Source organism: Microcoleus sp. B13-B6 (assembly GCF_036705405.1).
In the GTDB taxonomy this organism is placed as follows: domain Bacteria; phylum Cyanobacteriota; class Cyanobacteriia; order Cyanobacteriales; family Microcoleaceae; genus Microcoleus.
In genome coordinates this window covers 61,849-84,111 of record NZ_JAUBUJ010000011.1, presented here as the reverse complement: position 1 = coordinate 84,111, position 22,263 = coordinate 61,849, and the positions used below count along the sequence as shown (strand labels likewise).

Below are 22,263 nucleotides of genomic sequence, written 5' to 3'. Positions count from 1 at the left end.
TTCATCCGTAGGCATACACGGTCTTCTCCAGTCAACTACCCAGCATCAAGCGGAGTACCGCCGGAGATGTGGGCTTGTATCTGAGCTCCACCGCAATTCTGAGAACCTTTGCAGAATCTCAGCTTTAGTTTCACGGCCCGACACATTAGGGGATGCTGACAAGATCCCCGTACTCGTCCAGTCCTGCCGGACGAGTAACGTTCTCATGGCAATATTTCTCGCACCCACCAAATCAGCATGAAGCTCATGTCCGCAACATTCACAGCGAAATAATAGTCCTTTTCTCGGTCTATTCTCTACTGATGTGTGTCCGCATTTTGGACAACTTTGCGAAGTATAATGAGCTGGGACTTTAGTAGCCAAAGAGCCGTTCAGATTAGCTTTGTAGTCAATATAGCCGTGCAGTTCGGCAAACGACCATTTAGCTTTATTTCGATTAGCTTTTCGCTGCTTCTTGCTAGCCTTTTTGCCAGACTTTGACTTCGTTCTATCCCTAACTCCGGTTAGATTTTCTAGCCCAATTATGCTGTGAGGCTTTGCAATATCCTTGCTGATTTGGTGGTTCACATCAGCGATAAACCGTCTTTCTCTTCCCGACAAAGCAATTAGTCTGCGCTTTGCCGAACGAGTGCCTTTACGCTGAAGAGTTTGTCTAGCCTTGTGATAGCGGTTGGCTTTATGTCTAGCTTCTGAGCCTGAGTAGAAATTAGACTTGTTTTGTAAGTCTGTTTCTACGGCTAAGTAGCGCATTCCCACATCAACACCAGAAACTCTGGTTATTTTCAGCGGGTCAAGTTCAGGGGTTTCTACCTCAACAGCTACCATCAAATAGTAAACTTTAGAGGAACGCTGATAGACAATCTTAGCTGCCAGGGCCTTGGAACCATTGGCAATTAAATCCAAATGCTTGTTGTAGCCGTCATAGGAAACTACTATTCTACCAGCCAGGGTGATAAGACTCACCATCTGCTCGGATTTAAACGAGTAGTCGCGCTGATAATTTAAGGTACAGGTTCGAGAGATGTATTTAGGGGGTTGATCTAGCCCTTTGTATCGTTTCTTTGTGTACCCTTTGGAAATAGCGTCGTTAGATTGTTTTACCTTAGTCCAGAGAGTTTTGTAGGTTGCCGATACTTGTCTGGGTACGTTGCAAGCCATCTGAGCGCCAAGCCCAAATCTAACTCGCAATTCGTTGTAGACAGCTTTTTGCAACTTAGCACCATTGCTGGTTTTGTTCGCATCAAAAGCAACTCGCGAAGTATGATTCAAGGCATCCCGATAGGCTAATGTAGTCTGAGACACCAAAGCTTTTTGCTCGGTATTCAGGTTTAGTTTTAACTTGGCGGTGATTATTTGAGGCATTACTTTCACAAACTCTAAGAAAATTCTATCTCGTGAAGATGGCAAAAGCAAGTGGTGTAGCAAAAATAATTTGTTCGCTCATCGACCGCCCCTCACCTTCGGCACCTAAAGCTATCGGTTTGGTTCTGGGCGGCTCTCCTGGCTCACGCAAATTCCTCCCGACGCTCACCTGAGTACAGGTAGAGCGCGGGACTCCTTTTGGTTTAGTTGAATCTGAGTTAATCACTCAGGAGAATCTGCCTTAAGATAGATGATTTGGTGAGAGGGAACATAGGAAAGAATGACCTCAATCAATATTGCGCTGTACTGCCTCCTGAATTTCCCTTTGCACTCGTAGACATAGAGGTGGGCTAGACGGGAGAATCCCACGGCTTTAACGTAGTGCAGCCGTGGCATTCTCTAATAAGTTTCCTCACGGATGCGGATAGTTCCTACGACAATCTCGCTAGCGTTCCTTGAGCACCAAACTCATGCAAACTACGCAACTTGTCAGCAACAGCCTCGACGAAACGCGGCGACTCTCCTAAATCTCCAAAAATTTCAGATAGGCCCAGTAATGGTCTGGGATCTAATTCACTCACACTGGCGCGTTGAGTGAGGATGTCTGCTAATGGGTCATCAATGGGAATAGGTTGCCCTTGTTGATCATGACTATTGATGTATCGACACCAAGCAGCGATCGTCAAACTTAGGTAATCGATCGCACCTCCAAGTTGTAATTTATCGCGGATCGAACCCAAAACAAACTTAGGAATTTTCGCCGATCCATTCAGGCAAAGGCGCGGAAGCTGATCGCGAATTTTGGGATTGGAAAACCGTTCAATTAAAGTTTTTTTATAATCGTCTAAATCGATCCCAGGAACGGGTTGGAGCGTTGGTGTCACCTCGTCCATCAGGTTAGCGACTGCTTGCTGGAACAAGGGATCAGCCATGACTTCATAAACGTAGTTATAACCTGCCAGAGAGCCGAGATAGCCAATCAGCATATGGCTGGCATTGAGCAGCCGAATTTTCATCATTTCATAGGGATGAACATCCTTAGTCATCTGTACGCCAAGGGATTCCCAATCGGGTCTGCCTGCACAAAAGGTATCTTCGATTACCCACTGGGTGAAAGGCTCCGCGACGCATGGAAACGCATCATCAATACCAAACTGTTGGGCCACCATTTTGATATCTGCTGGGGTTGTCAGCGGAGTAATGCGATCGACCATGCAGTTGGGAAACGCAACCTGTTCAGCAATCCAACTTCCTAAATCTGGATCGCGCATTTGGGCAAATGTCGTTAGCATTTTCCGCACCATGTTGCCGTTGCCCTGGATATTGTCGCAGGACAAGACTGTAAAGGGGGCCAACCCCTGTTTACGCCGCTTTTCGAGTGCGGCTGTCAAAAAACCGTATGTCCCAATTGGTTGGTCAGGATGTTGCAAATCGTGCTGCATCGTCGGGTGGTTTACATCGAAATTGCCACTTCCTTCAATGTAGTAGTAGCCGCTTTCAGTGATCGTTAGAGTAACAATTCGGCATTTGGGATCTGCTAATGCTTCAATAACTGCTTGACGATTGTCTGGTGCAAATAGATATCGAGTAATTGAACCAATAATCCGAGCCCGATCGCTCTCAGGCGATTGCTCAACTAAGGTATACAAACAGTCTTGGGATTGAAGCGCATCCCGCATTCGCCTGTCATAGTCATTGTCAAGCAATCCAACCCCACAAATTCCCCAGTCACTACCAGGATTCTGATGGAAATAATCATCGAGATAGAGCGCTTGGTGCGATCGATGAAATCCACCAACCCCAATATGCACAATGCCATTGGTAATTTGAGGGCGATCGTACTTGGGTACGCGCACGTTTCCAGGTAAAAGAGACAGGGATGCTTGATTCAGCTTGATTGTTGAGTCTGTGCTGGTATTGCTGTTCATCTTAATTTATGACCTTGTGATCACGGCTTATTATCAGTATTGCAGGATGGTTGAAAAAGGTGGAGTCAATCGATTTTAGATTTTAGATTTTAGATTTTAGAGGCGACCTCACGGATAAATGCGGGGGCTTGAGGATTTTCGATTTTCGATTTTGGATTGATTCCACGGATAAATCACGTGGCGGGTACCACCTTTGAAATTCTTGTTCAATTTTGGCGGCTCTGCATGGCAAGTCGATCGCAAAACCGATCGCCGATGAAGTTGTCGCCCGAGCTATTCTTGACAAAATCTAATTTTTCACACACCAGGCTAAGGGCATCAAGCGATCGCCTGATGCCCCGTGTCCTTACACTGGGGTTGGTGATAATAGACCGATAAGATCGTGCATCTGATCGATAACTTTGTGGGCACCAGCCGACACAAGAGCATCTGCACGGCTGCTTCGTTCATCCTCGCTTATATGAGTTCCCCCTACATAACCGATAATCTGCCCAATTCCAGCGGCAACGGCAGACCTTACCCCACTGATAGAATCTTCAATTGCCACGCAATCGGAAACTTCAGCGTCCAGACACTTCACTGCATATAGGTAGATGTCAGGAAGCGGCTTGGGACGCGGAACCGGGAGAGAGTCGTGAGCGCTAAATACCTGCTGGCTTGGGAAATAGTCAGTCAGGGCAGCAGCACCAAGGCAAGCACTCAGCCGCTGTAAGCTGCTGTTACTTACAAGTGCATATTTAAATCCGTCGTCGCGCAGGGAAGACAGCACTTGGGGCGTTCCGACCGTCGCTTTTGCCTCTATAGTAAGCCGTTCGATCGCTCTCTTTTCTTCTTCAGCCACTAGCTTGTCAATATCGCGCTCATTAAGACTGGTTAATGGATCAGGGTAGAGCTTTTTGAGTATTTCCCTGTAGGGTTTTCCGGCGAAGCATTTAACAAAGTCCTCAAGCTCATAGTATTGAGCGCCAGGGAACTCACGAGCAACTTCATTTGTCAGCCTCCATGCGCTCTTAAGTGCTATGGTTTCACTGTCAACAACAGTTCCGTCATGATCGAAAAGCACCACCAAATCATGCTGAAGCTGTTTCATTTAAAAGACCTCCCTCACAGTAATTCTTAAGCGTAGTCAATAGTCCGTGGGTCTGGATATCTTGCAAAGCCCTGTGGCATTCATTATCTACGACCTCTGTGTGTTCGCAATTGTCCAATCCCAGAATCCCACTAATTACGGCGCCTTTTTGAATGGCTGTAATTGCGCTTTGGGTATCCTTGGCATAATAGGGCTGACCAGACTCGCTCGCCTCTTCTCTGACTGCAAGAAGCCACGCTGCAACAGGAAGTATAATCCGCTTCATGCTGACCTTTCGGCTATAAGCATCCTGAAGTATCGGAAATATATACTTGCCTACTTTCCTCGCGGTTTCTGAAGAGATTCTCTCAGTAGTGTCGGGAAGATCCTCGTTACTCAGCCTTAGTAAAACCTGTTCCATATATTGTTCGCACATCTGGCGAGGCACTGGTGTTGCTGCTGCGATATCGTCCATGAGATGCCGAGTAAACAACTGGAATTCCGGTAGGGCGATCGCCTCGTGCATATACTCTATACCTGCTCTTACAGCTAAACAGGCTATGAAGGAGTGTACTGCATTCAAGAATCTCGACTTCATATACAGAAAGGGAGTGATGTCGCTAGTCATAATCACCCCCGTATCTTCCCACTTGGGTCGATCGCCTGTGAAGTTGTCCTCCACGACAAACTGCCAAAATGGTTCGGTTACAATGGGTGCGCGATCGCGAACTTGCAACAGTCGGCTGGGGTAGTTATAGTCGGATTCTTGCTCTTGAGGCACAATCCTGTCTACAACAGAATTAGGGAACGTGGCGTTATCCCTGATGTATTCTGCAAGTTGAGGATCGATCTCTTCAGCGTAAGCTAGCACTGCTTTTCGCAGGATTTCCCCGTTTCTTGGGAGGTTGTCGCAAGAAAGTGTGGTGAACGGGGTCATTTTGCGATCGCGCCGTCGGCGTAGCGCCTCTACGATAAAGCCAATTGCAGTAGTTGGAGTGGAAGGATTTTGCAAATCGTGCGCGATGTCTTCATTCGTGGTGTCGAGATTAAAATTCTTGTCTAGATGGTAGCCTCCTTGAGTAATAGTAAGAGTCACCAGATGCACCGAGGGAAACGCCATCTTTTCAAGCACATACTCGCACTTTTCTCTACCATTAACTATTTCCCTGATAGAACCTATAACTTCCGCTTCCTCACGATTTTGAGCGCAACTAGAGTGTTTGGTCAAAGTGTAAAGGAATCTCTGCGGTTTCAACCTAGTAATGGTCTGTTGACTCTGGAGGCTAACCCCACAAATCCCCCATCTCTGCTCTTGGGAATCCTTCTGTGCAAGATAGTTATGTATAATGTAGGCAAGGTGCCCCCTAAAAAAACGACCTGGCCCGAAATGGACGATACCAGTCTTAAGCGTCCTCCTGTCGTAAAGAGACTGTTGCCTCCACAAACCAGTTACAGTACCGAAGCGAGAACTCGAAGAAACACTGGGCGGTCTGAGTAAGTTAACCATGACAGTTCTTAAAGAAGTGGATAATCAGGTAAAAAAGAGTAGGTCTGTCTGGGTATAGCCCATGACCTACAAGCAGGACAAATATCTTAAACTGGGAAAATTTTAGGTATACTCTGTGGCATCTACAAGGAAACGTTTAGCCACAGGGTAATTAGGGTCTGACAGGTAGAACAGAGAAAGCAGAAATCAGGTAAACTTAATTAATTAACTATCAAATATCAAGTAGTCATTAACCTGAAGTAAGGCACAAGACTAAGCCACATACTGCCACTTTGTTTAGCTTTGGCAAGTGCGTCGTCAGTCGAATGTCTTTTTTATAACGCGCAAATAGACTACTTTTAAATTCGGCCTTTCGATTCCCTAATAACTCTGTACTCTTTGTATATTATTTACCTTGGTCGCTGTTATCATCCGTCTTCAGGAGAATCTACAAACAATTCTTTAGAGGTACTTATAACAACTGGGTAAATAGGGTTTTACAGGTAGAACAGAGAAAGAAGAAATCAGGTAAACTTAATTAATTAACTATCAAATATCAAGTAGTCATTAACGTGAAGTAAGGCACAAGACTACACCACATACTGCCACTTTGTTTACATTGGGCAAGTGCGTCGTCAGTCGAATGTCTTTCCTATAAGGCGCAAATAGACTGCTTTTAAATTCTGCCTTTAGATTACCTAATAACTCTGTACACTTTGTATGTTATTTACCTTGGTCGCTGCTATCATCTGTCTTCAGGAGAATATACAAATAATTCTTTAGAGGGACTTATAAACACAATCAAGTGTATACTTCGTTACAAGCAGTTAAGTTAGAGTTTGGCGTTTGTGTAGCAAGCGTCCAAAAAACAACGCTTGCCTTGAAAAGTGCTGTCTGTAGCGGATGGCTGATACAGCATTGCAAGTCCGTTTCAGTCTGTCCATAAATTTTTAAAGTTTCCTCACTCACAACTGGGCGGTGCACTCCTCCTGAGCAAATCCTCCACAGACAGTTGACAATCTGGAAATGTCAAAGCTGCGATTAAATCCGACTCTGCCAATACAATCGGGCTAGCATAACACTCTGCCCCTGGCTCCCGAAACACATACAATCGACGGGCATTGATATCTAGAATCCAATACTCCCTGATTCCTGACTGAGAATAAGCAGGGGCTTTCAATTCCCTGTTAGTTAGATCGCTCCGTAGATGTTGGCCGCGCGGAAGAGTTATCTTGTTTGGACGAACGGCGGGCAGATTTGAATATTTACCGCGCACAATTGAGGCGCATCAAGAGTGAACTCGCTCTACTTTCTTGAGGTAAAAGCTGACGGCAACAGCTTCTATAAAATTGGAATTACTACTCGACTAATGGAGGAAGGGATAGCCGAAGTGCAGCGGGATGTGAGAGTACATTACTCAGAGGTTGCCATCAACTTGCTGGGAGTGTGGGAACGCCGAGGGAAGGTGCAATTGTACTTCAAACGCCCCTACAAAGCGTTTAATTATCGCATCGAGAAACTGACGGAGTATTTCGGTGCGATTCGTTGAAACGTGAATCACGGTAATCAGTCCGTACATAGCGTTTCCAGCCACAAGGCTGAACTCTCGGTCTGATAAGGGTGCAAGCCCCTTCTACCAGACTCAGGTATGACTCCCTATCTGCCCACACCGACCAAGCTCGATTCTTGGAGAATGAAGCTGGGAACAGGACGCAATCAGACATCCAATGTGGGGTGACACTGGCGTTAATGGGGAGTTCCGATGGTGAAAACAGAGCCTAGAAAAGTAACTTACTCCGGAGCGGGACACAGACCAACCACCCGACTCCACTGGAAATTATTCCCGCCGAATATCGAAATAATATCGGCAAGAGTCCAGGGAATCCAGTAGTTAAAGTGGCTCCACCTAAAGGAACAATCAATCTAACCGAGGGAACGAAGAAAAACGAGCTGAGGGTCAAGGGGAAGTCGAACTCTTTCGTAGGCTAGACGAGCAGCGGAACTCCCTTAGTTCGGGTAGGACAGACCGTAATTGGTCTGAGGTGTTCAGAAAACATAAGTTAGAGCAGAGCATGATTAGACACAACAGCAATGTTAGTGAATCTTGGAAGACGTTACCGTGGAAGAAATTCCGCCGTAATTTATTTCGCCTACAAAAACGAGTGTTTAAAGCGATTCAGGTTGGAGACAAGCCGAAAGCGAAGTCCCTTCAAAAGCTAATTCTGAAATCTCGGGCTGCAAGAATGTTGGCGATACGTCAAGTAACTCAACTAAATGCTGGCAAAAAGACTGCGGGAATCGATGTCCAAGCCTCACTCACATTTGAGGAAAGGTTTTCCCTGAGTGAAGAACTCAGAGACAAAAATAACAACTGGAAACATCAGAAGTTACGTTCAATACCAATCCCTAAAAAGGATGGGAGTACCCGCCTCCTTAAGATACCTACTATCGCCGATAGAGCTTGGCAATGCCTCGCAAAATACGCGCTAGAGCCAGCGCACGAAGCAACTTTCCACGCTAGGAGTTATGGATTTAGAACAGGAAGGTCGGCGCATGACGCGCAAAAAATCCTATTTAATAATCTACGCTCTTGTTGCAACGGAATAGAAAAACGAGTTATCGAGCTCGATATCGAAAAATGCTTCGACAGGATAAACCACACCAGCATAATGGAACGACTCATCGCCCCAAGAGGCATCAAGACCGGAATATTCCGCTGTCTAAAAGCAGGAGTCAATCCAGGATTTCCAGAACAAGGAACCCCACAAGGGGGTGTGGTTAGTCCATTATTAGCCAATATCGCTCTCAATGGGATTGAGGAAATACATCAATCAGTCCGTTACGCGGATGACATGGTAATAATTCTGAAACCTAAAGATGATGCGGAGGCAATACTTGATAAAGTCAGCAAATTTCTGGCAGAACGAGGCATGAAGGTTAGTGAAAAGAAAACCAAGCTAACTGCTACGACAGATGGATTTGACTTCCTCGGTTGGCATTTCAAAGTGCAAAACAACGGGAAATTTAGATGCGTTCCATCAGCGGACAATTTTAAAGCGTTTCGTCAGAAGGTAAAACACATCGTTAACAACTCGAATTATGGTGCTACGGACAAGGCTGAGAAATTAGCCCCTGTAGTTAGAGGTTGGAGAAATTACCATCGCTACTGTAAGTTAGATGGGTCACGGTTTTCGCTGTGGTTCCTCAACAATAGAGCCTTCAAGGTATTTAACAAGGAATCAAAACAGAACCGCTATACTGCCAGGAAACTGGTAGAAAAGGCGTTCCCGGCGGTTCCTCACTCCGAAAACAAATTTGTCAATGTCAAAGGGGAGAAATCACCCTACGACGGAGATATAGCTTACTGGAGTGAGCGTAACAGCAAACTCTATAACGGCGAAACCTCTAAAGCTTTAAAACGGCAAAACCATAAATGTGGGAAATGTGGTCTAAAAATGCTAGGCGATGAAAAGGTACATCTGCATCACGTAGATGGAAACCACAGTAATTGGAAAATAAATAACCTTCTAGCGGTTCACGAAAGCTGCCACGATTATCTCCACATGAGCAAAGGCGCAAGCCAAGAACATCGGGAGCCGGATGCGGGGAAACCAGCACGTCCGGATCTAACTGAGAGGTGCGGAGGATAATACCTCCCATCGACTCAAACTGTTTCCCAATGTCAAGCGCACCCTACGGGGTTTGTTTGAAATGGAGCCAAAAGTGCGATCGTGATGTTGAGTTGGATGCGATCGGCTTGTGGTGGGTGATGTTGAGTTGGATGTGCGGGTTCGGGGTGAGTGCGATCGTCCAACAATAACCTAGACGAACGCCATCTCCGATTTCTAATTCAGCTTCAGGGAAGTGCGGAGCGTTTTGAATGCGCCCAAAAGAATGGGAACGCTCTCAATCAGAGTCTGTCAGGAAGTACCATTCTCCACAAAGGTTTTTAGCTTTGAAGCGTTCCTCACTGCATTTCCCTCTCCGTCGTTGTTGAAGTAGACGAACACGCTTCGCCCCTGGCTTTCCCACTCGTGGATGCGATCGGCCCACCAATGCAAATCATCATCCGAGTAGGAGCCGCCGTAGAGATTGTGGGAGTCGGGGCCGTGGAGGCGCACATAGACAAATGAGCCTGTTGCGCGCAGGATACACGGAAGGTGGGCGCCGCTCATCACGCAGTAAGCCGCTCCTTCGCGTTCCAGCAGCGAAAATACCTCTTCTGTGTGCCAGCTTGGATGTCGGAATTCCACAGCTACTTTGATCCAGGAGGGCACCTGTTCTAGAAAGTAAGCTAGCCGGGCCAAATCGCAGCCGAACTGGGGAGGAAGCTGGACGAGCAGAATACCCAGTCGATCGCCCAGGCATTGAAGTCCCTCACTCATGCGTTCCAACCACTTTTCTGGGGAGTAAAGACGCTTGGAGTGCGTTAGACCACGGGGCGCTTTTACGGTCATCAGAAATCCTTGGGGGAGGCGCTCTCGCCAGTTAGCGAAGGTAGTGTTTGGTGGCCAGCGGTAGTAGGTGCTATTAACTTCGACGGTTTGATAGTGCTGGATGTAGCGATCGAGCCTAGAGCGAGGCGGTAGCTGGTGGGGATAAAGCACACCTTCCCAATGGTCGTAACTCCAACCTGAAGTGCCAATATGAACAATCAAATCCGGTTTCGTTATCGCTTCCATGATTCGGCTTGAAATCGCTACTACACAAACTTTCGTCCCACCAGAGAGGGACTAAGAATTTGATATGCGATTGAATTAGTTGGCTCGATCGCTGCTACCTCGCTCTGCCGCTTTTTCTACTGCTTCCTGTCCCGGCGTAACTGCTTCGCCCACGTTATCTTTTACCGATTCTATAAATTTTTTGGTACTGGGGGCAATGGGTTGGTCGAGATTCAGCTTTTCTCGGATATTGTCAAGTACACCCGTGGCATCCTTCTCTGTATCGCTTGTTGGCTGCTGAGCGGGACGGGCAACTTCGTAAGACTTAGCTTCTGGGGTTAAAGGTGTAGCGATCGCTTGCATTTTGTCGCCCGACAATCCCAATTCTGAGCTAAAAATCAGCGCTATTCCTACAGCAAAGATGATTCCTACTCGCAGGCAAATTGTAACTAAGCGCGATGTAAACTTTTTCATTGAAAAACTCTGTTTTTTTGTGACGACTCTAATATAGATTAATTGCTGTTGTTGGTTTGCAAATCTATCTAAAGATAGGACTTTGAACCAATTTATGGTGTTAGCATTCTTCGCAAATCAACCTCAACAAAAAAGTTTTTGGCGCTGCGCCGCCAACAGGCGACCGAGCGCAACTACGAACTTAAGAAAGGTACATTTACTACTTCCCCTGACACCGATCCGACTTGCACTTTCAGTCCTTCGCCGCCCGCTTTTGTGCGGATGTAAGCAAGACCAAAAAAGCCGGATTCAGTTTCCGTAAAACTGGTGAGTTTGCCGACTTTATCCTCTCCGATTGTGACTGCTGTTCCGGGTTCAACCGCACCGCTTAACTGCACGCCCCAAAGTTGCTGTTTGACTCCTTTGTAGGTGTTCAACCGGGCAATTGTTTCTTGACCGATGTAGCAGCCTTTGTCATAGGTAATCGTGTGTAAAAGACGGGCTTCTAAGGGGTTGTAATCGTCTGTGAGTTCAAAATCGGGTGCGGGGCGTCCTTGTTCGATTCGCAGTTGTTCCCAAACTCGATCGCCCATCGGTACGGCCCCAGCTTGGACTAATTCCTTCCACAAGTTGGCTGCATCGCTTGCTGGCGCAATTAACGTGTATCCGGGAGTCGCTAAACCGCTACCAACCGCAACTCGGATGTCAATACCTGCAAAATTTATCAATTTGTGAGTAGCGTAAGGTTGATTTTCGAGTTCGGTAACTCCGATTTTTTCTAATAGTTGAGTGCTTTCCGGGCCGAGGACACTGAAAGCAACAGTTGTATCGGTTAAATCTGTTAACTCGACGCGATCCATTGGGAAAATATAGCGATCGAGCAATTCCAGCAGTTGGCGGCGGCGGTTGGCTGAAACTAGCAGCAGTACGGCATCTTCTGTAGCGTAAGCGGTGGCGAGGTCGATCGTCCGGGCGGTGGATGTGACGAAAACGGTGTCGCAACCTTGACCGGGTTTGAGTATATTAAAGTTATTGGTACTTTGATTGTGCAAGAACCGCAGGCGATCGCTGTCTGAGATTTGAATGCGTCCCCAGTGAGTGCGATCGTACAAAGCGGCACCTTGTTTCGTTGCTGCGATCGCTTCTGCGTCGTTACCAAAACTGACTGGGACAATTTCTTTGGTTGTTAACTCTGCAAAAGTAGCACCTGTCGCTGCTTGAATGTCGTGCAATTCTTGAATCATAAGATTTTGTTGACTGTTAATTGTTGGCTGTTGACTGTTAACTAACTGATGACTGTTGACTGTTGACTGTTAGCTGTTGGCTGTTAGCTGGAAAGCTCACCACTGACAACTGTCAACTGACAACTGTCAACTGTCAACTGACAACTGACAACTGACTATTTACCCAAATTGGCGAATATTTCTTGTATTAATTGGCGGGCTTTGGCATCTAGACGATTCCAATCTACATCCCCAGTGTCATCCTCAATCAAGCTAGTGTCAATTACAACTTCTTGGCTTTGGATTTGACTGTGGGCGGGCTGGTAGTTGACAAAGCAGACTCGATAGCAAAGTTCCCAAATATCGATACATCTTTGCTCGCCTTGAAGCTCTAAAAGTAGTTGATAGCCCGGAATGGGAATCTGGACTTCTTGATAAGTACCCGTCCAAACTGACTCCTCTAATTGTTTGCGGATGTTGTCGATCACTCGGATCATCGCTGGCTGCATGAGCAGTTCAGCTTGCTGCCACGCGATCGAACTGGTTATTTTAGGCTTCATATACAGGGTTCTAAAAAAGAAAATCAATAAATTAATTTTCTAGCATGGGGTGCCAACTTTTGAGACATCCGCCACAGAATGTTAAATTGAGTCGTCACCCAATTCAACAGTCAACCCTCAACAGCAACAGCCGTTCTCGGCTTGACGGCTAAAAACGGCTGAAACTGTTGATATTGAGTTATCGGATGGGTAATGTAGGATTTGAACCTACGGCATCCTGCGTGTAAAGCAGGCGCTCTACCACTGAGCTAATCACCCAATTGCACTCACACCGATTTATCATATCACAGTAACTCAGAAAGATCAAGTAAAAAAAATCCTAAACTTTAAATGCCCTCTGGCCGCACCCACGATCAAATAACCCTGTGGAGTTTGCCCTTGGTGGCAGCCCTCACCTTTGGCCAGACGAGCAGCAGCAACCTGACTTTGCTCGTTTCCGGCAGTTTCTTATTCGGCGGGCTGATGTTTGGCCCTGACTTGGATATCTACTCCTGCCAGTATCAGCGCTGGGGATGGTTCAAACCGATTTGGCTTCCGTACCAAAAAAGCCTTCGCCACCGCTCTTTTTTGTCCCACGGCCCTCTGATCGGCACTGCTTTGCGAATCTTGTACCTCGCTATCTGGATCGCGGTTCTCGGAGTGTTGGGATTGGCAATTGCCGAAAAAGTCGGGAACTTAGGCGGGAATTGGCAGGATGTGGTTTTGAGTTACGGGCGATCGATCTGGGAACACCACATCGAAATTTTAGCCGTTTACATCGGTCTAGAATTGGGCGCGATGAGCCACTATCTGAGCGATTGGGGCGGCTCGGCTTACAAAAGATTCAAAAAGAAAGGATTGAGCGGTTTGCGCCCTCCTAAGACAATTAAGAGGCCCAAAATCAAAGCTCCCACTCGCACATCTAGCAAATCTCTAGCGGAAGGAAGAAGGAAGAAGGAAGAAGGAAGTTCGGCAACGGATTATGTAACGGATGTAACGGATGTAAAGGATAGAAGGAAGAAGGAAGAAGGAAGAAGGAAGAAGGAAGAAGGAAGAAGAAGGAAGATGTAATAAAATCAATGGTTGGAGCCATTAACAACGTTATAACCGTCTTGGCGGTTGATATAAAAGGTAAATTATTATGTCTAATTCTGAAAGTCGATCGCTCGCAGCACTCAAAGAACTTATAGAAGTTGTGGCCTCATTGCGATCGCCCGACGGCGGATGTCCTTGGGATTTAGCTCAAACTCCCCAAACTCTAATTCCTCACATAATCGAAGAAGCTTATGAAACCGCCGACGCGATTCGCAAAGGAGATAAAGATGCGATCGTCGAAGAATTGGGCGACTTACTGTTACAGGTAATTCTGCAAGCTCAAATTGCCAGCGAATCCAATCAGTTTACCTTCGCCGAAATAGCTGCGGGCATTACAGAAAAACTAATTCGGCGACATCCCCACGTCTTCGGCGATGTCGAAATCAACAGCGTCGATGAAGTCAACGAAAACTGGGAAAAAATCAAAGCAGCAGAAAAAGGCACAACTGCGGAAAAGCCGGCAACTTTATCCTCGAAAATGAGCCGTTATGCCAGCACTTTGCCCCCGATCGCCGCCGGGATGAAAATCTCTCAAAAAGCTGCGGAAGTGAGTTTTGATTGGGACAGTGTAGACGGCGTTTGGGATAAATTTCACGAAGAAATGGCAGAATTTGAACACGCTCTCAAACACGAGGATAAGGCAGCCCAGCAGTCGGAATTGGGAGATATTATGTTTGTGTTGATTCAATTAGCTCGCTGGTACGATTTAGATCCGTCGGCTGCTTTGCAAGGAACAAACGATCGCTTCGTGCAGCGGTTTGCTATGGTGGAGGCTGCGTGCGATCGACCTTTGTCAGATTATGCCCCAGAAGAGTTAGAATCTCTGTGGCAGCAAGCTAAAGCTTTAATTGCTCAACAAAAGGGCGATGCGTAATATCAAATCCGTTGGTATCAGAATGATTAATCTCTCTCTTCTCTAACTCTGCGCCCTCTGCGCCCTCTGCGGTTAAAAACTCCCAATCTAACTAATTTTCTTTAATCAGATATCAAAAATCAACTATTCGTAAAGCTTCGCGTCATTGTACGGGGGATGTTCGCAAGCGATATATAAAGCATTTGTCGGTTCCAGGGGTTCCCCTGTCACCGGATCGATCGGCTTGAGGACAAAGCATAACAGAGAGAGCGATCGCCAATCCAAATTATCCAGCTTCCCGCGTTCGTAACGGTTGACTGTTGCGGCACTGATACCCACATCTTTGGGTACGGGTTGATTTGTAGCTGTGAACAGCGCCTCTTCGTACCCCCTTGTTTTGAACTGTGTTTCGCTAACAGACCAACCTATTGTCTGTCTTGCAGCCTTTAACATCTTGCCCAAACGCATCCGCCCCGTCTCCGTGAAGCGAACGGGACGCAATTCCTGCTCTTTGTCTACCACAGCTTTGTTAGAGAGTCCTGACATTTTTCCTACCTACGTTAACTCTCAAACTAGCACAGCATCAATGATTGAGGGTTGCACGAGCAACATCTGAGCTGAAGAAGTTTAAATTAACTTTATTTCACAAGTGCAATAAGAGTCTGATATAGTAATATGTAATTGACTCTAAACCGAACTTGCCTCTCAAGCCCTGAGTATACAGCCATGACAGCACTGTTTCGCCGCATCCAACCCTCGAAAAAGCTCCGCATCACCGTCAAGTCGTAGGCGTAAGCCGGGGCGTAGCCATCGCCCAACTGCTCAAAATCAGCCAAAACCTGATTAAGCGAGTCGAATCATGGGCTTTCGTGGTTTTCGTCCACCATCGGGATAGAGGCGGCCTGTTTGTCAGCTACCGCAGGCTGGAAGAATGGCAAAATGCGATCGCCCATCAAATCCAAACCTGCCCCACCCTTGGAGAACTCTCGCAGCTCAAAACATCCATTCACTACGACAGCCGGAAATTCAAAAAACAATTTATCCCAAAAACACTTGACTTTTTAAATCAAATGTGCAGTGACAAACAAGACGAACTCAACATCTGGGAAAGCTTAAACAGCATTGCTTCCTAGCGGAAATGAGGCAGATTTCCTAACACTAGCAACCGCACCCAACCGTGAGGACGCTGTTAATTGCTCAAACCCTTGCCTTTGATTCTGTCAACTGTCAACTGTCAACTGTCAACTGTCAACTCTTCCTTGCCAAAAAACAGAAGCGAAACATTTGCGAGCAATTGCGAGATAAAATCACCCCAAAAATCACCCGCGAATGCTCCGCCACATTCAGGAAAGCGATCGCCAAAGCAATTAAGACATTGCCTGAGCGATATAATCAAAATAAGGAGCTGCTTCCTTAGCATCATCCTGATTGAGCAAAGCCAAAGAAGCTTCCTTCAAACAGCGGATAGCTTCGACCATGCCAGGAACAGGAACGCCGAGAGAATTATACATTTCCCGAACGCCAATCAAACCGATGCTTTCGATCGGCTCCTTGTCACCCGCCAAGATACCGTAGGTAATCAGGCGCAAGTACCAGCCGTAGTCGCGCAGACACAAAGCCCGTTCGCGTTGGCCGTAAGCATTGCCGCCAGGAGAGATAAAATCAGGGCGTTTTTTCCAGAGTTTTTTGCTAGCTTCTTCAACAATTTTTTTCTCACTGTCAGACAGCGCAGTAGCAATACGCACCCGCTGTTCTCCGGTTTTAAAAAAATCTTTGATGCTTTGAAGTTCGCCGGTACTGGGATAGCGAAGTTCGTCGTCGGCTTGGAGAATTAGTTGGCTAACTACGCTCATTGTTATTCAAAAAAATTGAGGATATTTGAGAGTAAGATTAATTGACATTCTCATCCCTTAAAGACGAGATTCTTGGTGGGGCGATTTACTTTGCTTCTAACATTTATCAACATTAGAAGTAGCGGGTAAATCTCCGCAAACGTTATGCTTGATGTTCAAGCCAGTTTCCCTGTGTTCCAGGGTACTGCGGGAAAAACTCAAAAACTGCGAGTGAGAGTTTAGATGTCGGCAGACACTTTGACTGTTTAACGAGTTTTTGCTAGCTCGCCCCAACAGCATATCGCACAGGCACGGGTAGGGGCAACTCACGGCAGGCTTGACTTGCAGGTTGAAGCTTGGCTTTAGCAGCAAGACGTTCAGCAGCAGGAATACAGCCTGCTATTGAGCTTGAGTGCGATGGATGGAGCCCCGCTTCGCTACGACTTATCTCAGGAAAGAGAGAGCGATATTGCATTACCATATTAAATCCTACCACGACTACTTGTGACCAAATCTAAATTCCCGACCCCAAACTCGACGAAATTGGCAAACCCTTGCCAGCAAGGTCAACTGATAGAGATAGAGATTACTGACTTGACAGACACCGGCGACGGAGTTGGTCGTTTTGGTGAGTTAGTAGTGTTTGTGCCAGATACCGTGACGGGCGATCGAGTCCTTGTGCGCCTCGTGCAAGTCAAATCCACCTATGCTACAGGCAAGCTGGACACACTTCTGGAAGCATCCGAACACCGCATTCGAGCTAATTGCATTGTCGCCGACAAGTGCGGCGGCTGTCAGTGGCAGCACGTAGACTATCAATATCAGCTTGCAGCCAAGCAAAATCAAATCATTCAAGCCTTAGAACGGATTGGCGGATTTAGCAATCCCCAAGTGGATGAAATTTTAACGGGAAAAATCGAGGGATTTCCCCAATTTTTGGGATACCGCAACAAAGCGACTTATCCCGTGGCAATATCTGCAACAGGTCAAGTCCAAGCAGGTTACTATCAAAAAAGCACGCACAAATTAGTCAATCTCAATCAGTGTCCGGTGCAAGATCCGCGTCTCAATCCTTTGTTAAAAGAAGTCAAAGAAGACATCCACTGGCGGGATTGGCAAGTCTACGACGAAAAGAAACATACAGGAGAATTGCGTCACTTGTCCTTGCGAATCGGACGGCGCACCGGCGAGATGCTGCTAACTTTAATAGTTCGCACTGGAGAGTTGCCGGGACTCGAAGAGCAAGCATCAGAGTGGCTGAAACAATATCCTCAACTGGTAGGTGTTTGTTTGAATATAAACCCCGCTCAAACTAATGTGATTTTTGGTTCCGAAACTCGCTGCATTGCTGGTCGTTCTTATCTGCGAGAAAGTTTTGCGGGTTTGAAATTTCAGCTAAGAGCAGATACTTTTTTTCAGGTAAATACAGAGGCGGCTGAAGCGTTGTTAGAGGTGATGGTAGGGGAATTGAATTTGCAGGGAAACGAGATTTTGGTTGACGCTTACTGCGGAATTGGTACTTTTACTTTACCCCTGGCAAAACAAGTAAAAATAGCCATAGGTTTAGAAGTGCAACCGGCGGCGATCGAACAAGCCCAATTAAATGCTGAGTTGAATGATGTGAGAAATGTCGATTTTCACACCGGAACTGTAGAGAGTTTGCTGCCATCCTTGGGATTGACACCGGATATTGTGCTGCTAGATCCGCCGAGGAAAGGGTGCGATCGCGCGGTTTTGGAAGCTATCAAGGAAATCAAACCAAATCGCATTGTTTATGTTAGCTGCAAGCCTGCTACTTTGGCTCGCGACCTGAAGATTTTGTGCGAAAATGGGGATTATAAGTTAGCGCGAGTGCAGCCTGCGGATTTCTTTCCTCAGACTTCTCATGTTGAGTGTGCGGCGTTTTTGGTGAGGTAAATCAAAAGGGCGATCGTTGTTTAGTTAAATTCAATCATCAGCATCGGTGAACAGGGCTGACAAATCTCGATAACCACTGACTACTCGAAAAATCTCTACATCCTGTCCGATCGGCATATAGAGGATGAGATAGTTGTCTATTGAGAGACTGCGAAGCAAGGGTAAAATTTCGTCTCTTTGTCGTCCAATATTGGGAAATTGAGCAATTTTGGCGAATTTAGCGTCAAGATTGCTTAAAAAGCGATCGGCTCGATCGAGTCCCGATCGACTAGCGATGTAGTCTGCAATTTGCTCAATGTCTTGAATTGCGGGTTGAGTGAGGCGAAATTTTGGACTCATGTTTCTTTTGAACTGTAACGCGATGCCTACGGCTGGCTACGCCTACGCAAATTAGCTCGAATTTGTGCCATTGCGGTTGCACCGTCTACAACTTCACCGCGTTGGGATGCTTGCTGACCAATCAGTGCGTCTTGTTGCAGTTCTTGCAGTCGTCCTTGATAAATGTCTTGCTGTTGTTCGAGTAGTTTAATGGCTGCAAGGATAACGTCGATCGCGCTGTTGTATTTGCCGCTGGTGAGTTGGCGCTGCACGAGGGCTTCGGCTTCAGGTGGCAAAACAATTTGCATGGTATTTCAGATGAGGGGTGTTGATTCTATTGTAGGCGATTCCCTACGGGATAGCGGCCCTTCACGCCCTTCAGTTAGATTGGTTGGTTGAGGGGCGATCTTTTGTATCCATGTCTTCTGTAATTGTTGGCTCTGAAAGGGAAGGTAATGTTAGTTGAAGGTGAATGTCAATTGTTATGGTATGAGTTTGATTATTCAAACCTATGTTAACTATGTTTACTAACGGAATTTGGGGTGAATAATTGCTTGAGTGAGATTTAACAGAGGGCATAGTTTTATATCCAGCTTCCTCTAGCCAGTTATGAATATTTCTCCAGTTGCTTACCTTTTCGTTAGGTACATCTGTAATTTTTTTAAAGTATTGATATAAAGTTTTAGATACATAAACCTCAACACCTTTACGACTTTGATGGAGTTGGCTAGCTATTTCAGCAGGGCTGTGGCCGCAGAGCAAACCTCGGAGAAAAAGCTTTTCCCGTTCTGTAAGTCCCTTTCTCGCACGAGGAGAAACTTGCCACTTTGCTTCTGCCATAGCTTTGTAGAGCCTTTCCAAGTCCCAGTTATTCGCAGCCTCGGCAAACATCTCGTCGCTGGATGTCATCGCAGTATGTCTCGCTTAGTTGATAGCTAAAGCCTAACTAAAATTATAGCTTTAGTTAGTTGCTATCTGAGTATAACTTAGTTTATCATTGCTGAAACCGGTGTGGCGATCGCTCTGGTGTAACAAATAGCGGTGTTTGTCAAGAGCTTAGGGTGCAGATACAGCAGCGGTTAATGGGCTAGTGTAAAGATTTGTAACAATAAGCTAGATTTTGCGTAAAAATTCGGGATTGAAACCGAATACATATATAGGAGCAAGACGTTACCCACTGGTAAAGGCAGCCGATACGGAAAGTGGAGTCAAATCCGCAGTGCCATCATGCTCCTCAAAAATCGTATACCTTTAAGCGATCGCATAAGCACTATGGAGATAATAAAATTATGAGTACAGATAGAGCCACGCAAGTTGCTAACATAATCAAGCAGCGTCAAGGACTAATTACAAACATTAAAACGGCTGAAAAAAATATAAAAAATCTTCTCTCGTCTCTGCGCCAACTTGAAGTAAAACGCCAGGAAATCATACCGCAGGTCAGGGAAGCTGGAGCGTCAGTTAGCTTAGAAACAATTAAATTGGAACGTCTGATAAACAAGCTTGAAGCAGAGTATGAAAAATTTAAAAATCTTAAAACACGATTTTCTAACTCTACTCTCAATATTGGAGTTGTTGGGCGGATGGGTCAGGGTAAAAGCACCCTGCTACAGAGTTTGACAGGACTTCCTGATGATGTAATTCCGGCACGTCAAGGAAAAGCTTGTACTGCTGCCCGTAGCACAATATGCCATCGGTCTGAAAGAGAGATTGAAGCAGTAGTCACATTTCACACAGAAAAGTCTTTTTTAAAAGAAGTTATTCTTCCTTATTTTAAAAAGCTAAATCTCACTCGAAAGCTAGATAATATTGATGATTTTGCCAATTATAAATTTACTGAGATTAGTAATAGTTTGGTTGAAGGAGCTACAGATGAAACGATGTATGAGCGACTATACAAAGATTATTACTTAGGATTAGGTGGTTATAGAACACTACTCAATCAACCACCTCAAACGGTCACAAGAGAGGAAATAAAAAAATATGTTTCTCAAGACAGAGATTCCAAAAATAATTTAATAGATTATAAGCATCTGGCAGTACGCAATGTAAGAATATTTTGTAATTTTCCAAAAGCAGATATAGGACAAATAGCACTGGTTGATGTACCAGGAATGGGAGACTTTAAGCTGGGTGATGAAAAGTTAATGCTAGAAACTTTGGGGAAAGAAGTTGATGTTGTTCTTTTTGTAAGCAAACCAGGCGATGATCGTTATGGTTGGATAACACAGGATACTAATTTGTACGATCAGGCTACTACGGCATTGAATGACTTAGCTGATAGAGCTTTCATGGTTCTAAACTTACATAGCACTGGCAACAACCGAAACGGCTGTGATAGTCAAAAAGCAGATGTAGATAACAGAAATGTTAGGATGCAGTTTGCTAAACCCTGTATAATTGCCAACTGTTCCAACGACAACGCAAATAACAAGGTTTTTGAGCCTGTTTTAAAGTATCTGGAAACCGAGATTACTGAATTAGACAAAAAATATGCCTACACTTGTCAACAGCGCATTGTTGAATTACACGAGCAGGTTAAAAACGAATTAAATAAAGCTGGTGAGGTTCTGCAACAGTTTGCTAACGAGAGAAAACAGTTTGATGAATACTTTACGGGAAAAAGTGGAGACAGTGGACTTTGGCTAGAAATCCAAAAGGGTCTTGGAAAACTACTCTATCAACTTAGAGATAAACGCGAAACAGAAGACCCTACATTTAAAGAACGAGTCGAACAGACTATTGCTAGTTGTAGGTCAGATACAGGCATTCCCTTAGTTCAAGAAATAGAGGATCGGCAGAATGTAAAAGGTCGTGAACAAGGCTTGTACTTCCGATACCTTGAAGAGGTTCGTGCACATCTATCACGACAGTTTCTCTCTCTGGATTGTGATTTACAGCAGTCTTTAGAAGCTGTTAAATCTGAAGTAAAAAAGGTGCTGGCTGAAGATGGAAGACTTAAAAAATTATCCAACTCTGAAGGTTCTGTGTTTTTTATGGAAATAGCAACACAATTGCCTGATATAAGTGAGAGTAATCTGAGGCTAGGATTTAAAAAAATCGGAGAGCTTAACTTATCATTTTCTGGCAGAATTCAGCGATTAATTCGTCCTCATTTAGATATACTTGTACCCAAGAGGAATACTTCTGTAACATCTTCTATAGTCCAGGAAGAAGTTAAAAATTTAGGAACTACTTCTAATAATTCTGAATCTCAAGAAGTATATAATCGACTCAAACATACTCATGAGCTAGTTGTTAAAGCTTGTGAAGCTGAGCTAAATAAATTGTATTTTGAGCCAAATCAAGTTGCTTATTATATGGTGGAGGATTTTCTAGATCGGGTGTTATATGCTAAAGGTATCGAGAAAGAATGGGATTATTTTCTTTGGGAAAAGCGACAGCAGGTGTGGCATGAATTTAAACTTTTGGGAGAGCGCATTAAAGTCAAACAAGAGTGGGGAATTTTAATTAACCAAGCTAAGTCAGCCAATAAGTTAGACCTACTGCGATTCCTAGACTGACAA

Annotated in this window: 23 protein-coding genes and 1 tRNA gene; 8 read left to right on the top strand and 16 right to left on the bottom strand. The window is 45.4% G+C overall.

Annotation, left to right across the window (positions count from 1 at the left end; all coding sequences use genetic code 11):
• Positions 1 to 45 precede the first annotated feature (45 nt).
• The 5 genes from QUB35_RS07270 to QUB35_RS39090 all read right to left on the bottom strand — a co-directional run bounded on the left by QUB35_RS07270 (position 46) and on the right by QUB35_RS39090 (position 7,121).
• Entirely contained in the window at positions 46 to 1,362 is a 1,317-nt protein-coding gene (locus tag QUB35_RS07270) for a transposase (protein ID WP_333140724.1), read from the bottom strand.
• A gap of 431 nt (positions 1,363 to 1,793) precedes the next feature.
• Positions 1,794 to 3,290 carry a mannitol dehydrogenase family protein gene (locus QUB35_RS07265; protein WP_333140722.1) on the bottom strand — a complete coding sequence of 499 codons (1,497 nt, stop codon included), beginning with the start codon at positions 3,288 to 3,290 and terminating at the stop codon, positions 1,794 to 1,796.
• A gap of 346 nt (positions 3,291 to 3,636) precedes the next feature.
• Positions 3,637 to 4,380: an HAD family phosphatase gene (locus QUB35_RS07260; protein WP_333140720.1), complete on the bottom strand. Its 744-nt coding sequence runs from the start codon at positions 4,378 to 4,380 to the stop codon at positions 3,637 to 3,639.
• Entirely contained in the window at positions 4,361 to 5,866 is a 1,506-nt protein-coding gene (locus tag QUB35_RS07255; protein WP_333140718.1) for a mannitol dehydrogenase family protein, read from the bottom strand. The genes QUB35_RS07260 and QUB35_RS07255 overlap by 20 nt, the downstream gene beginning before the upstream one ends.
• A 940-nt stretch (positions 5,867 to 6,806) precedes the next feature.
• The gene (locus QUB35_RS39090; protein ID WP_445252018.1) at positions 6,807 to 7,121 is read right to left on the bottom strand and encodes a Uma2 family endonuclease; all 315 of its coding nucleotides are present in this window, start codon (positions 7,119 to 7,121) and stop codon (positions 6,807 to 6,809) included.
• An 18-nt stretch (positions 7,122 to 7,139) separates the two neighbouring features.
• On the opposite strand from QUB35_RS39090, the gene QUB35_RS07250 reads away from it, so the two are divergent.
• From QUB35_RS07250 to QUB35_RS07240, 3 genes are all read left to right on the top strand, one after another.
• Positions 7,140 to 7,394 carry a hypothetical protein gene (locus QUB35_RS07250; RefSeq protein WP_333140716.1) on the top strand — a complete coding sequence of 85 codons (255 nt, stop codon included), beginning with the start codon at positions 7,140 to 7,142 and terminating at the stop codon, positions 7,392 to 7,394.
• A 523-nt stretch (positions 7,395 to 7,917) separates the two neighbouring features.
• Entirely contained in the window at positions 7,918 to 9,495 is a 1,578-nt protein-coding gene (locus tag QUB35_RS07245) for a reverse transcriptase domain-containing protein (RefSeq protein WP_333140714.1), read from the top strand.
• A gap of 29 nt (positions 9,496 to 9,524) precedes the next feature.
• Positions 9,525 to 9,665 (top strand): hypothetical protein, encoded by a 141-nt coding sequence (locus QUB35_RS07240; protein WP_333140712.1) that lies wholly within the window; start codon positions 9,525 to 9,527, stop codon positions 9,663 to 9,665.
• A 100-nt stretch (positions 9,666 to 9,765) separates the two neighbouring features.
• Here QUB35_RS07240 and QUB35_RS07235 read toward each other — a convergent pair whose 3' ends face one another.
• From QUB35_RS07235 to QUB35_RS07215, 5 genes are all read right to left on the bottom strand, one after another.
• The gene (locus QUB35_RS07235; RefSeq protein WP_333140710.1) at positions 9,766 to 10,527 is read right to left on the bottom strand and encodes a DUF72 domain-containing protein; all 762 of its coding nucleotides are present in this window, start codon (positions 10,525 to 10,527) and stop codon (positions 9,766 to 9,768) included.
• 75 nt (positions 10,528 to 10,602) lie between these two features.
• Entirely contained in the window at positions 10,603 to 10,980 is a 378-nt protein-coding gene (locus tag QUB35_RS07230) for a hypothetical protein (protein WP_333140709.1), read from the bottom strand.
• Positions 10,981 to 11,153: 173 nt separating this feature from the next.
• Complete coding sequence (gene ygfZ, locus QUB35_RS07225; protein WP_333140706.1) at positions 11,154 to 12,203, bottom strand: CAF17-like 4Fe-4S cluster assembly/insertion protein YgfZ; 1,050 nt, start codon at positions 12,201 to 12,203, stop codon at positions 11,154 to 11,156.
• 155 nt (positions 12,204 to 12,358) lie between these two features.
• Complete coding sequence (locus QUB35_RS07220) at positions 12,359 to 12,742, bottom strand: hypothetical protein (RefSeq protein ID WP_333140704.1); 384 nt, start codon at positions 12,740 to 12,742, stop codon at positions 12,359 to 12,361.
• A 186-nt stretch (positions 12,743 to 12,928) separates the two neighbouring features.
• Positions 12,929 to 13,000 (bottom strand) — tRNA-Val (locus tag QUB35_RS07215).
• 72 nt (positions 13,001 to 13,072) lie between these two features.
• On the opposite strand from QUB35_RS07215, the gene QUB35_RS07210 reads away from it, so the two are divergent.
• A complete protein-coding gene (locus QUB35_RS07210) occupies positions 13,073 to 13,792 on the top strand; it encodes a metal-binding protein (protein ID WP_333140702.1) in 720 nt (239 codons plus the stop codon).
• Positions 13,793 to 13,862: 70 nt separating this feature from the next.
• Complete coding sequence (gene mazG, locus QUB35_RS07205) at positions 13,863 to 14,690, top strand: nucleoside triphosphate pyrophosphohydrolase (RefSeq protein ID WP_333140700.1); 828 nt, start codon at positions 13,863 to 13,865, stop codon at positions 14,688 to 14,690.
• A 123-nt stretch (positions 14,691 to 14,813) separates the two neighbouring features.
• Here mazG and QUB35_RS07200 read toward each other — a convergent pair whose 3' ends face one another.
• Positions 14,814 to 15,215, bottom strand: coding sequence for a helix-turn-helix transcriptional regulator (locus QUB35_RS07200; protein ID WP_333140698.1), 402 nt, complete (start codon positions 15,213 to 15,215; stop codon positions 14,814 to 14,816).
• Between the two features lie 323 nt (positions 15,216 to 15,538).
• Here QUB35_RS07200 and QUB35_RS07195 point away from each other — a divergent pair, with 323 nt between their 5' ends.
• A complete protein-coding gene (locus QUB35_RS07195) occupies positions 15,539 to 15,802 on the top strand; it encodes a hypothetical protein (RefSeq protein ID WP_333140696.1) in 264 nt (87 codons plus the stop codon).
• Between the two features lie 234 nt (positions 15,803 to 16,036).
• On the opposite strand, the gene QUB35_RS07190 is transcribed toward QUB35_RS07195, so the two are convergent.
• Positions 16,037 to 16,522, bottom strand: a complete 486-nt coding sequence (locus QUB35_RS07190; protein WP_190746013.1) for an allophycocyanin subunit alpha-B — start codon at positions 16,520 to 16,522, stop codon at positions 16,037 to 16,039.
• 259 nt (positions 16,523 to 16,781) lie between these two features.
• Positions 16,782 to 16,982, bottom strand: coding sequence for a hypothetical protein (locus tag QUB35_RS07185; RefSeq protein WP_333140694.1), 201 nt, complete (start codon positions 16,980 to 16,982; stop codon positions 16,782 to 16,784).
• Between the two features lie 23 nt (positions 16,983 to 17,005).
• Between QUB35_RS07185 and rlmD the strand changes: the two genes are divergently transcribed.
• Complete coding sequence (rlmD, locus tag QUB35_RS07180) at positions 17,006 to 18,418, top strand: 23S rRNA (uracil(1939)-C(5))-methyltransferase RlmD (protein ID WP_333140692.1); 1,413 nt, start codon at positions 17,006 to 17,008, stop codon at positions 18,416 to 18,418.
• Between the two features lie 30 nt (positions 18,419 to 18,448).
• On the opposite strand, the gene QUB35_RS07175 is transcribed toward rlmD, so the two are convergent.
• The 3 genes from QUB35_RS07175 to QUB35_RS07165 form a co-directional block, all read right to left on the bottom strand.
• A complete protein-coding gene (locus QUB35_RS07175; protein ID WP_333140690.1) occupies positions 18,449 to 18,757 on the bottom strand; it encodes a type II toxin-antitoxin system RelE/ParE family toxin in 309 nt (102 codons plus the stop codon).
• A 26-nt stretch (positions 18,758 to 18,783) separates the two neighbouring features.
• The gene (locus QUB35_RS07170; RefSeq protein ID WP_333140688.1) at positions 18,784 to 19,044 is read right to left on the bottom strand and encodes a type II toxin-antitoxin system ParD family antitoxin; all 261 of its coding nucleotides are present in this window, start codon (positions 19,042 to 19,044) and stop codon (positions 18,784 to 18,786) included.
• A 70-nt stretch (positions 19,045 to 19,114) separates the two neighbouring features.
• A complete protein-coding gene (locus QUB35_RS07165; RefSeq protein WP_333140686.1) occupies positions 19,115 to 19,645 on the bottom strand; it encodes a LuxR C-terminal-related transcriptional regulator in 531 nt (176 codons plus the stop codon).
• A 380-nt stretch (positions 19,646 to 20,025) separates the two neighbouring features.
• Here QUB35_RS07165 and QUB35_RS07160 point away from each other — a divergent pair, with 380 nt between their 5' ends.
• The gene (locus QUB35_RS07160) at positions 20,026 to 22,260 is read left to right on the top strand and encodes a dynamin family protein (protein WP_333140684.1); all 2,235 of its coding nucleotides are present in this window, start codon (positions 20,026 to 20,028) and stop codon (positions 22,258 to 22,260) included.
• The last annotated feature ends 3 nt before the right edge of the window (positions 22,261 to 22,263 follow it).

Coding starts and splice junctions, on each gene's coding strand:
- QUB35_RS07265 (WP_333140722.1), bottom strand. CDS start 3,290: ATGAACAGCAATACCAGCACAGACTCAACAATCAAGCTGAATCAAGCA.
- mazG (WP_333140700.1), top strand. CDS start 13,863: ATGTCTAATTCTGAAAGTCGATCGCTCGCAGCACTCAAAGAACTTATA.
- QUB35_RS07170 (WP_333140688.1), bottom strand. CDS start 19,044: ATGCAAATTGTTTTGCCACCTGAAGCCGAAGCCCTCGTGCAGCGCCAA.
- QUB35_RS07235 (WP_333140710.1), bottom strand. CDS start 10,527: ATGGAAGCGATAACGAAACCGGATTTGATTGTTCATATTGGCACTTCA.
- QUB35_RS07165 (WP_333140686.1), bottom strand. CDS start 19,645: ATGACATCCAGCGACGAGATGTTTGCCGAGGCTGCGAATAACTGGGAC.
- QUB35_RS07270 (WP_333140724.1), bottom strand. CDS start 1,362: ATGCCTCAAATAATCACCGCCAAGTTAAAACTAAACCTGAATACCGAG.
- QUB35_RS07210 (WP_333140702.1), top strand. CDS start 13,073: ATGCCCTCTGGCCGCACCCACGATCAAATAACCCTGTGGAGTTTGCCC.
- QUB35_RS07255 (WP_333140718.1), bottom strand. CDS start 5,866: ATGGTTAACTTACTCAGACCGCCCAGTGTTTCTTCGAGTTCTCGCTTC.
- QUB35_RS07200 (WP_333140698.1), bottom strand. CDS start 15,215: ATGTCAGGACTCTCTAACAAAGCTGTGGTAGACAAAGAGCAGGAATTG.
- QUB35_RS07175 (WP_333140690.1), bottom strand. CDS start 18,757: ATGAGTCCAAAATTTCGCCTCACTCAACCCGCAATTCAAGACATTGAG.
- QUB35_RS07220 (WP_333140704.1), bottom strand. CDS start 12,742: ATGAAGCCTAAAATAACCAGTTCGATCGCGTGGCAGCAAGCTGAACTG.
- QUB35_RS07240 (WP_333140712.1), top strand. CDS start 9,525: ATGTCAAGCGCACCCTACGGGGTTTGTTTGAAATGGAGCCAAAAGTGC.
- QUB35_RS07190 (WP_190746013.1), bottom strand. CDS start 16,522: ATGAGCGTAGTTAGCCAACTAATTCTCCAAGCCGACGACGAACTTCGC.
- QUB35_RS07160 (WP_333140684.1), top strand. CDS start 20,026: ATGAGTACAGATAGAGCCACGCAAGTTGCTAACATAATCAAGCAGCGT.
- QUB35_RS07185 (WP_333140694.1), bottom strand. CDS start 16,982: ATGGTAATGCAATATCGCTCTCTCTTTCCTGAGATAAGTCGTAGCGAA.
- ygfZ (WP_333140706.1), bottom strand. CDS start 12,203: ATGATTCAAGAATTGCACGACATTCAAGCAGCGACAGGTGCTACTTTT.
- QUB35_RS07260 (WP_333140720.1), bottom strand. CDS start 4,380: ATGAAACAGCTTCAGCATGATTTGGTGGTGCTTTTCGATCATGACGGA.
- QUB35_RS07230 (WP_333140709.1), bottom strand. CDS start 10,980: ATGAAAAAGTTTACATCGCGCTTAGTTACAATTTGCCTGCGAGTAGGA.
- QUB35_RS07245 (WP_333140714.1), top strand. CDS start 7,918: ATGATTAGACACAACAGCAATGTTAGTGAATCTTGGAAGACGTTACCG.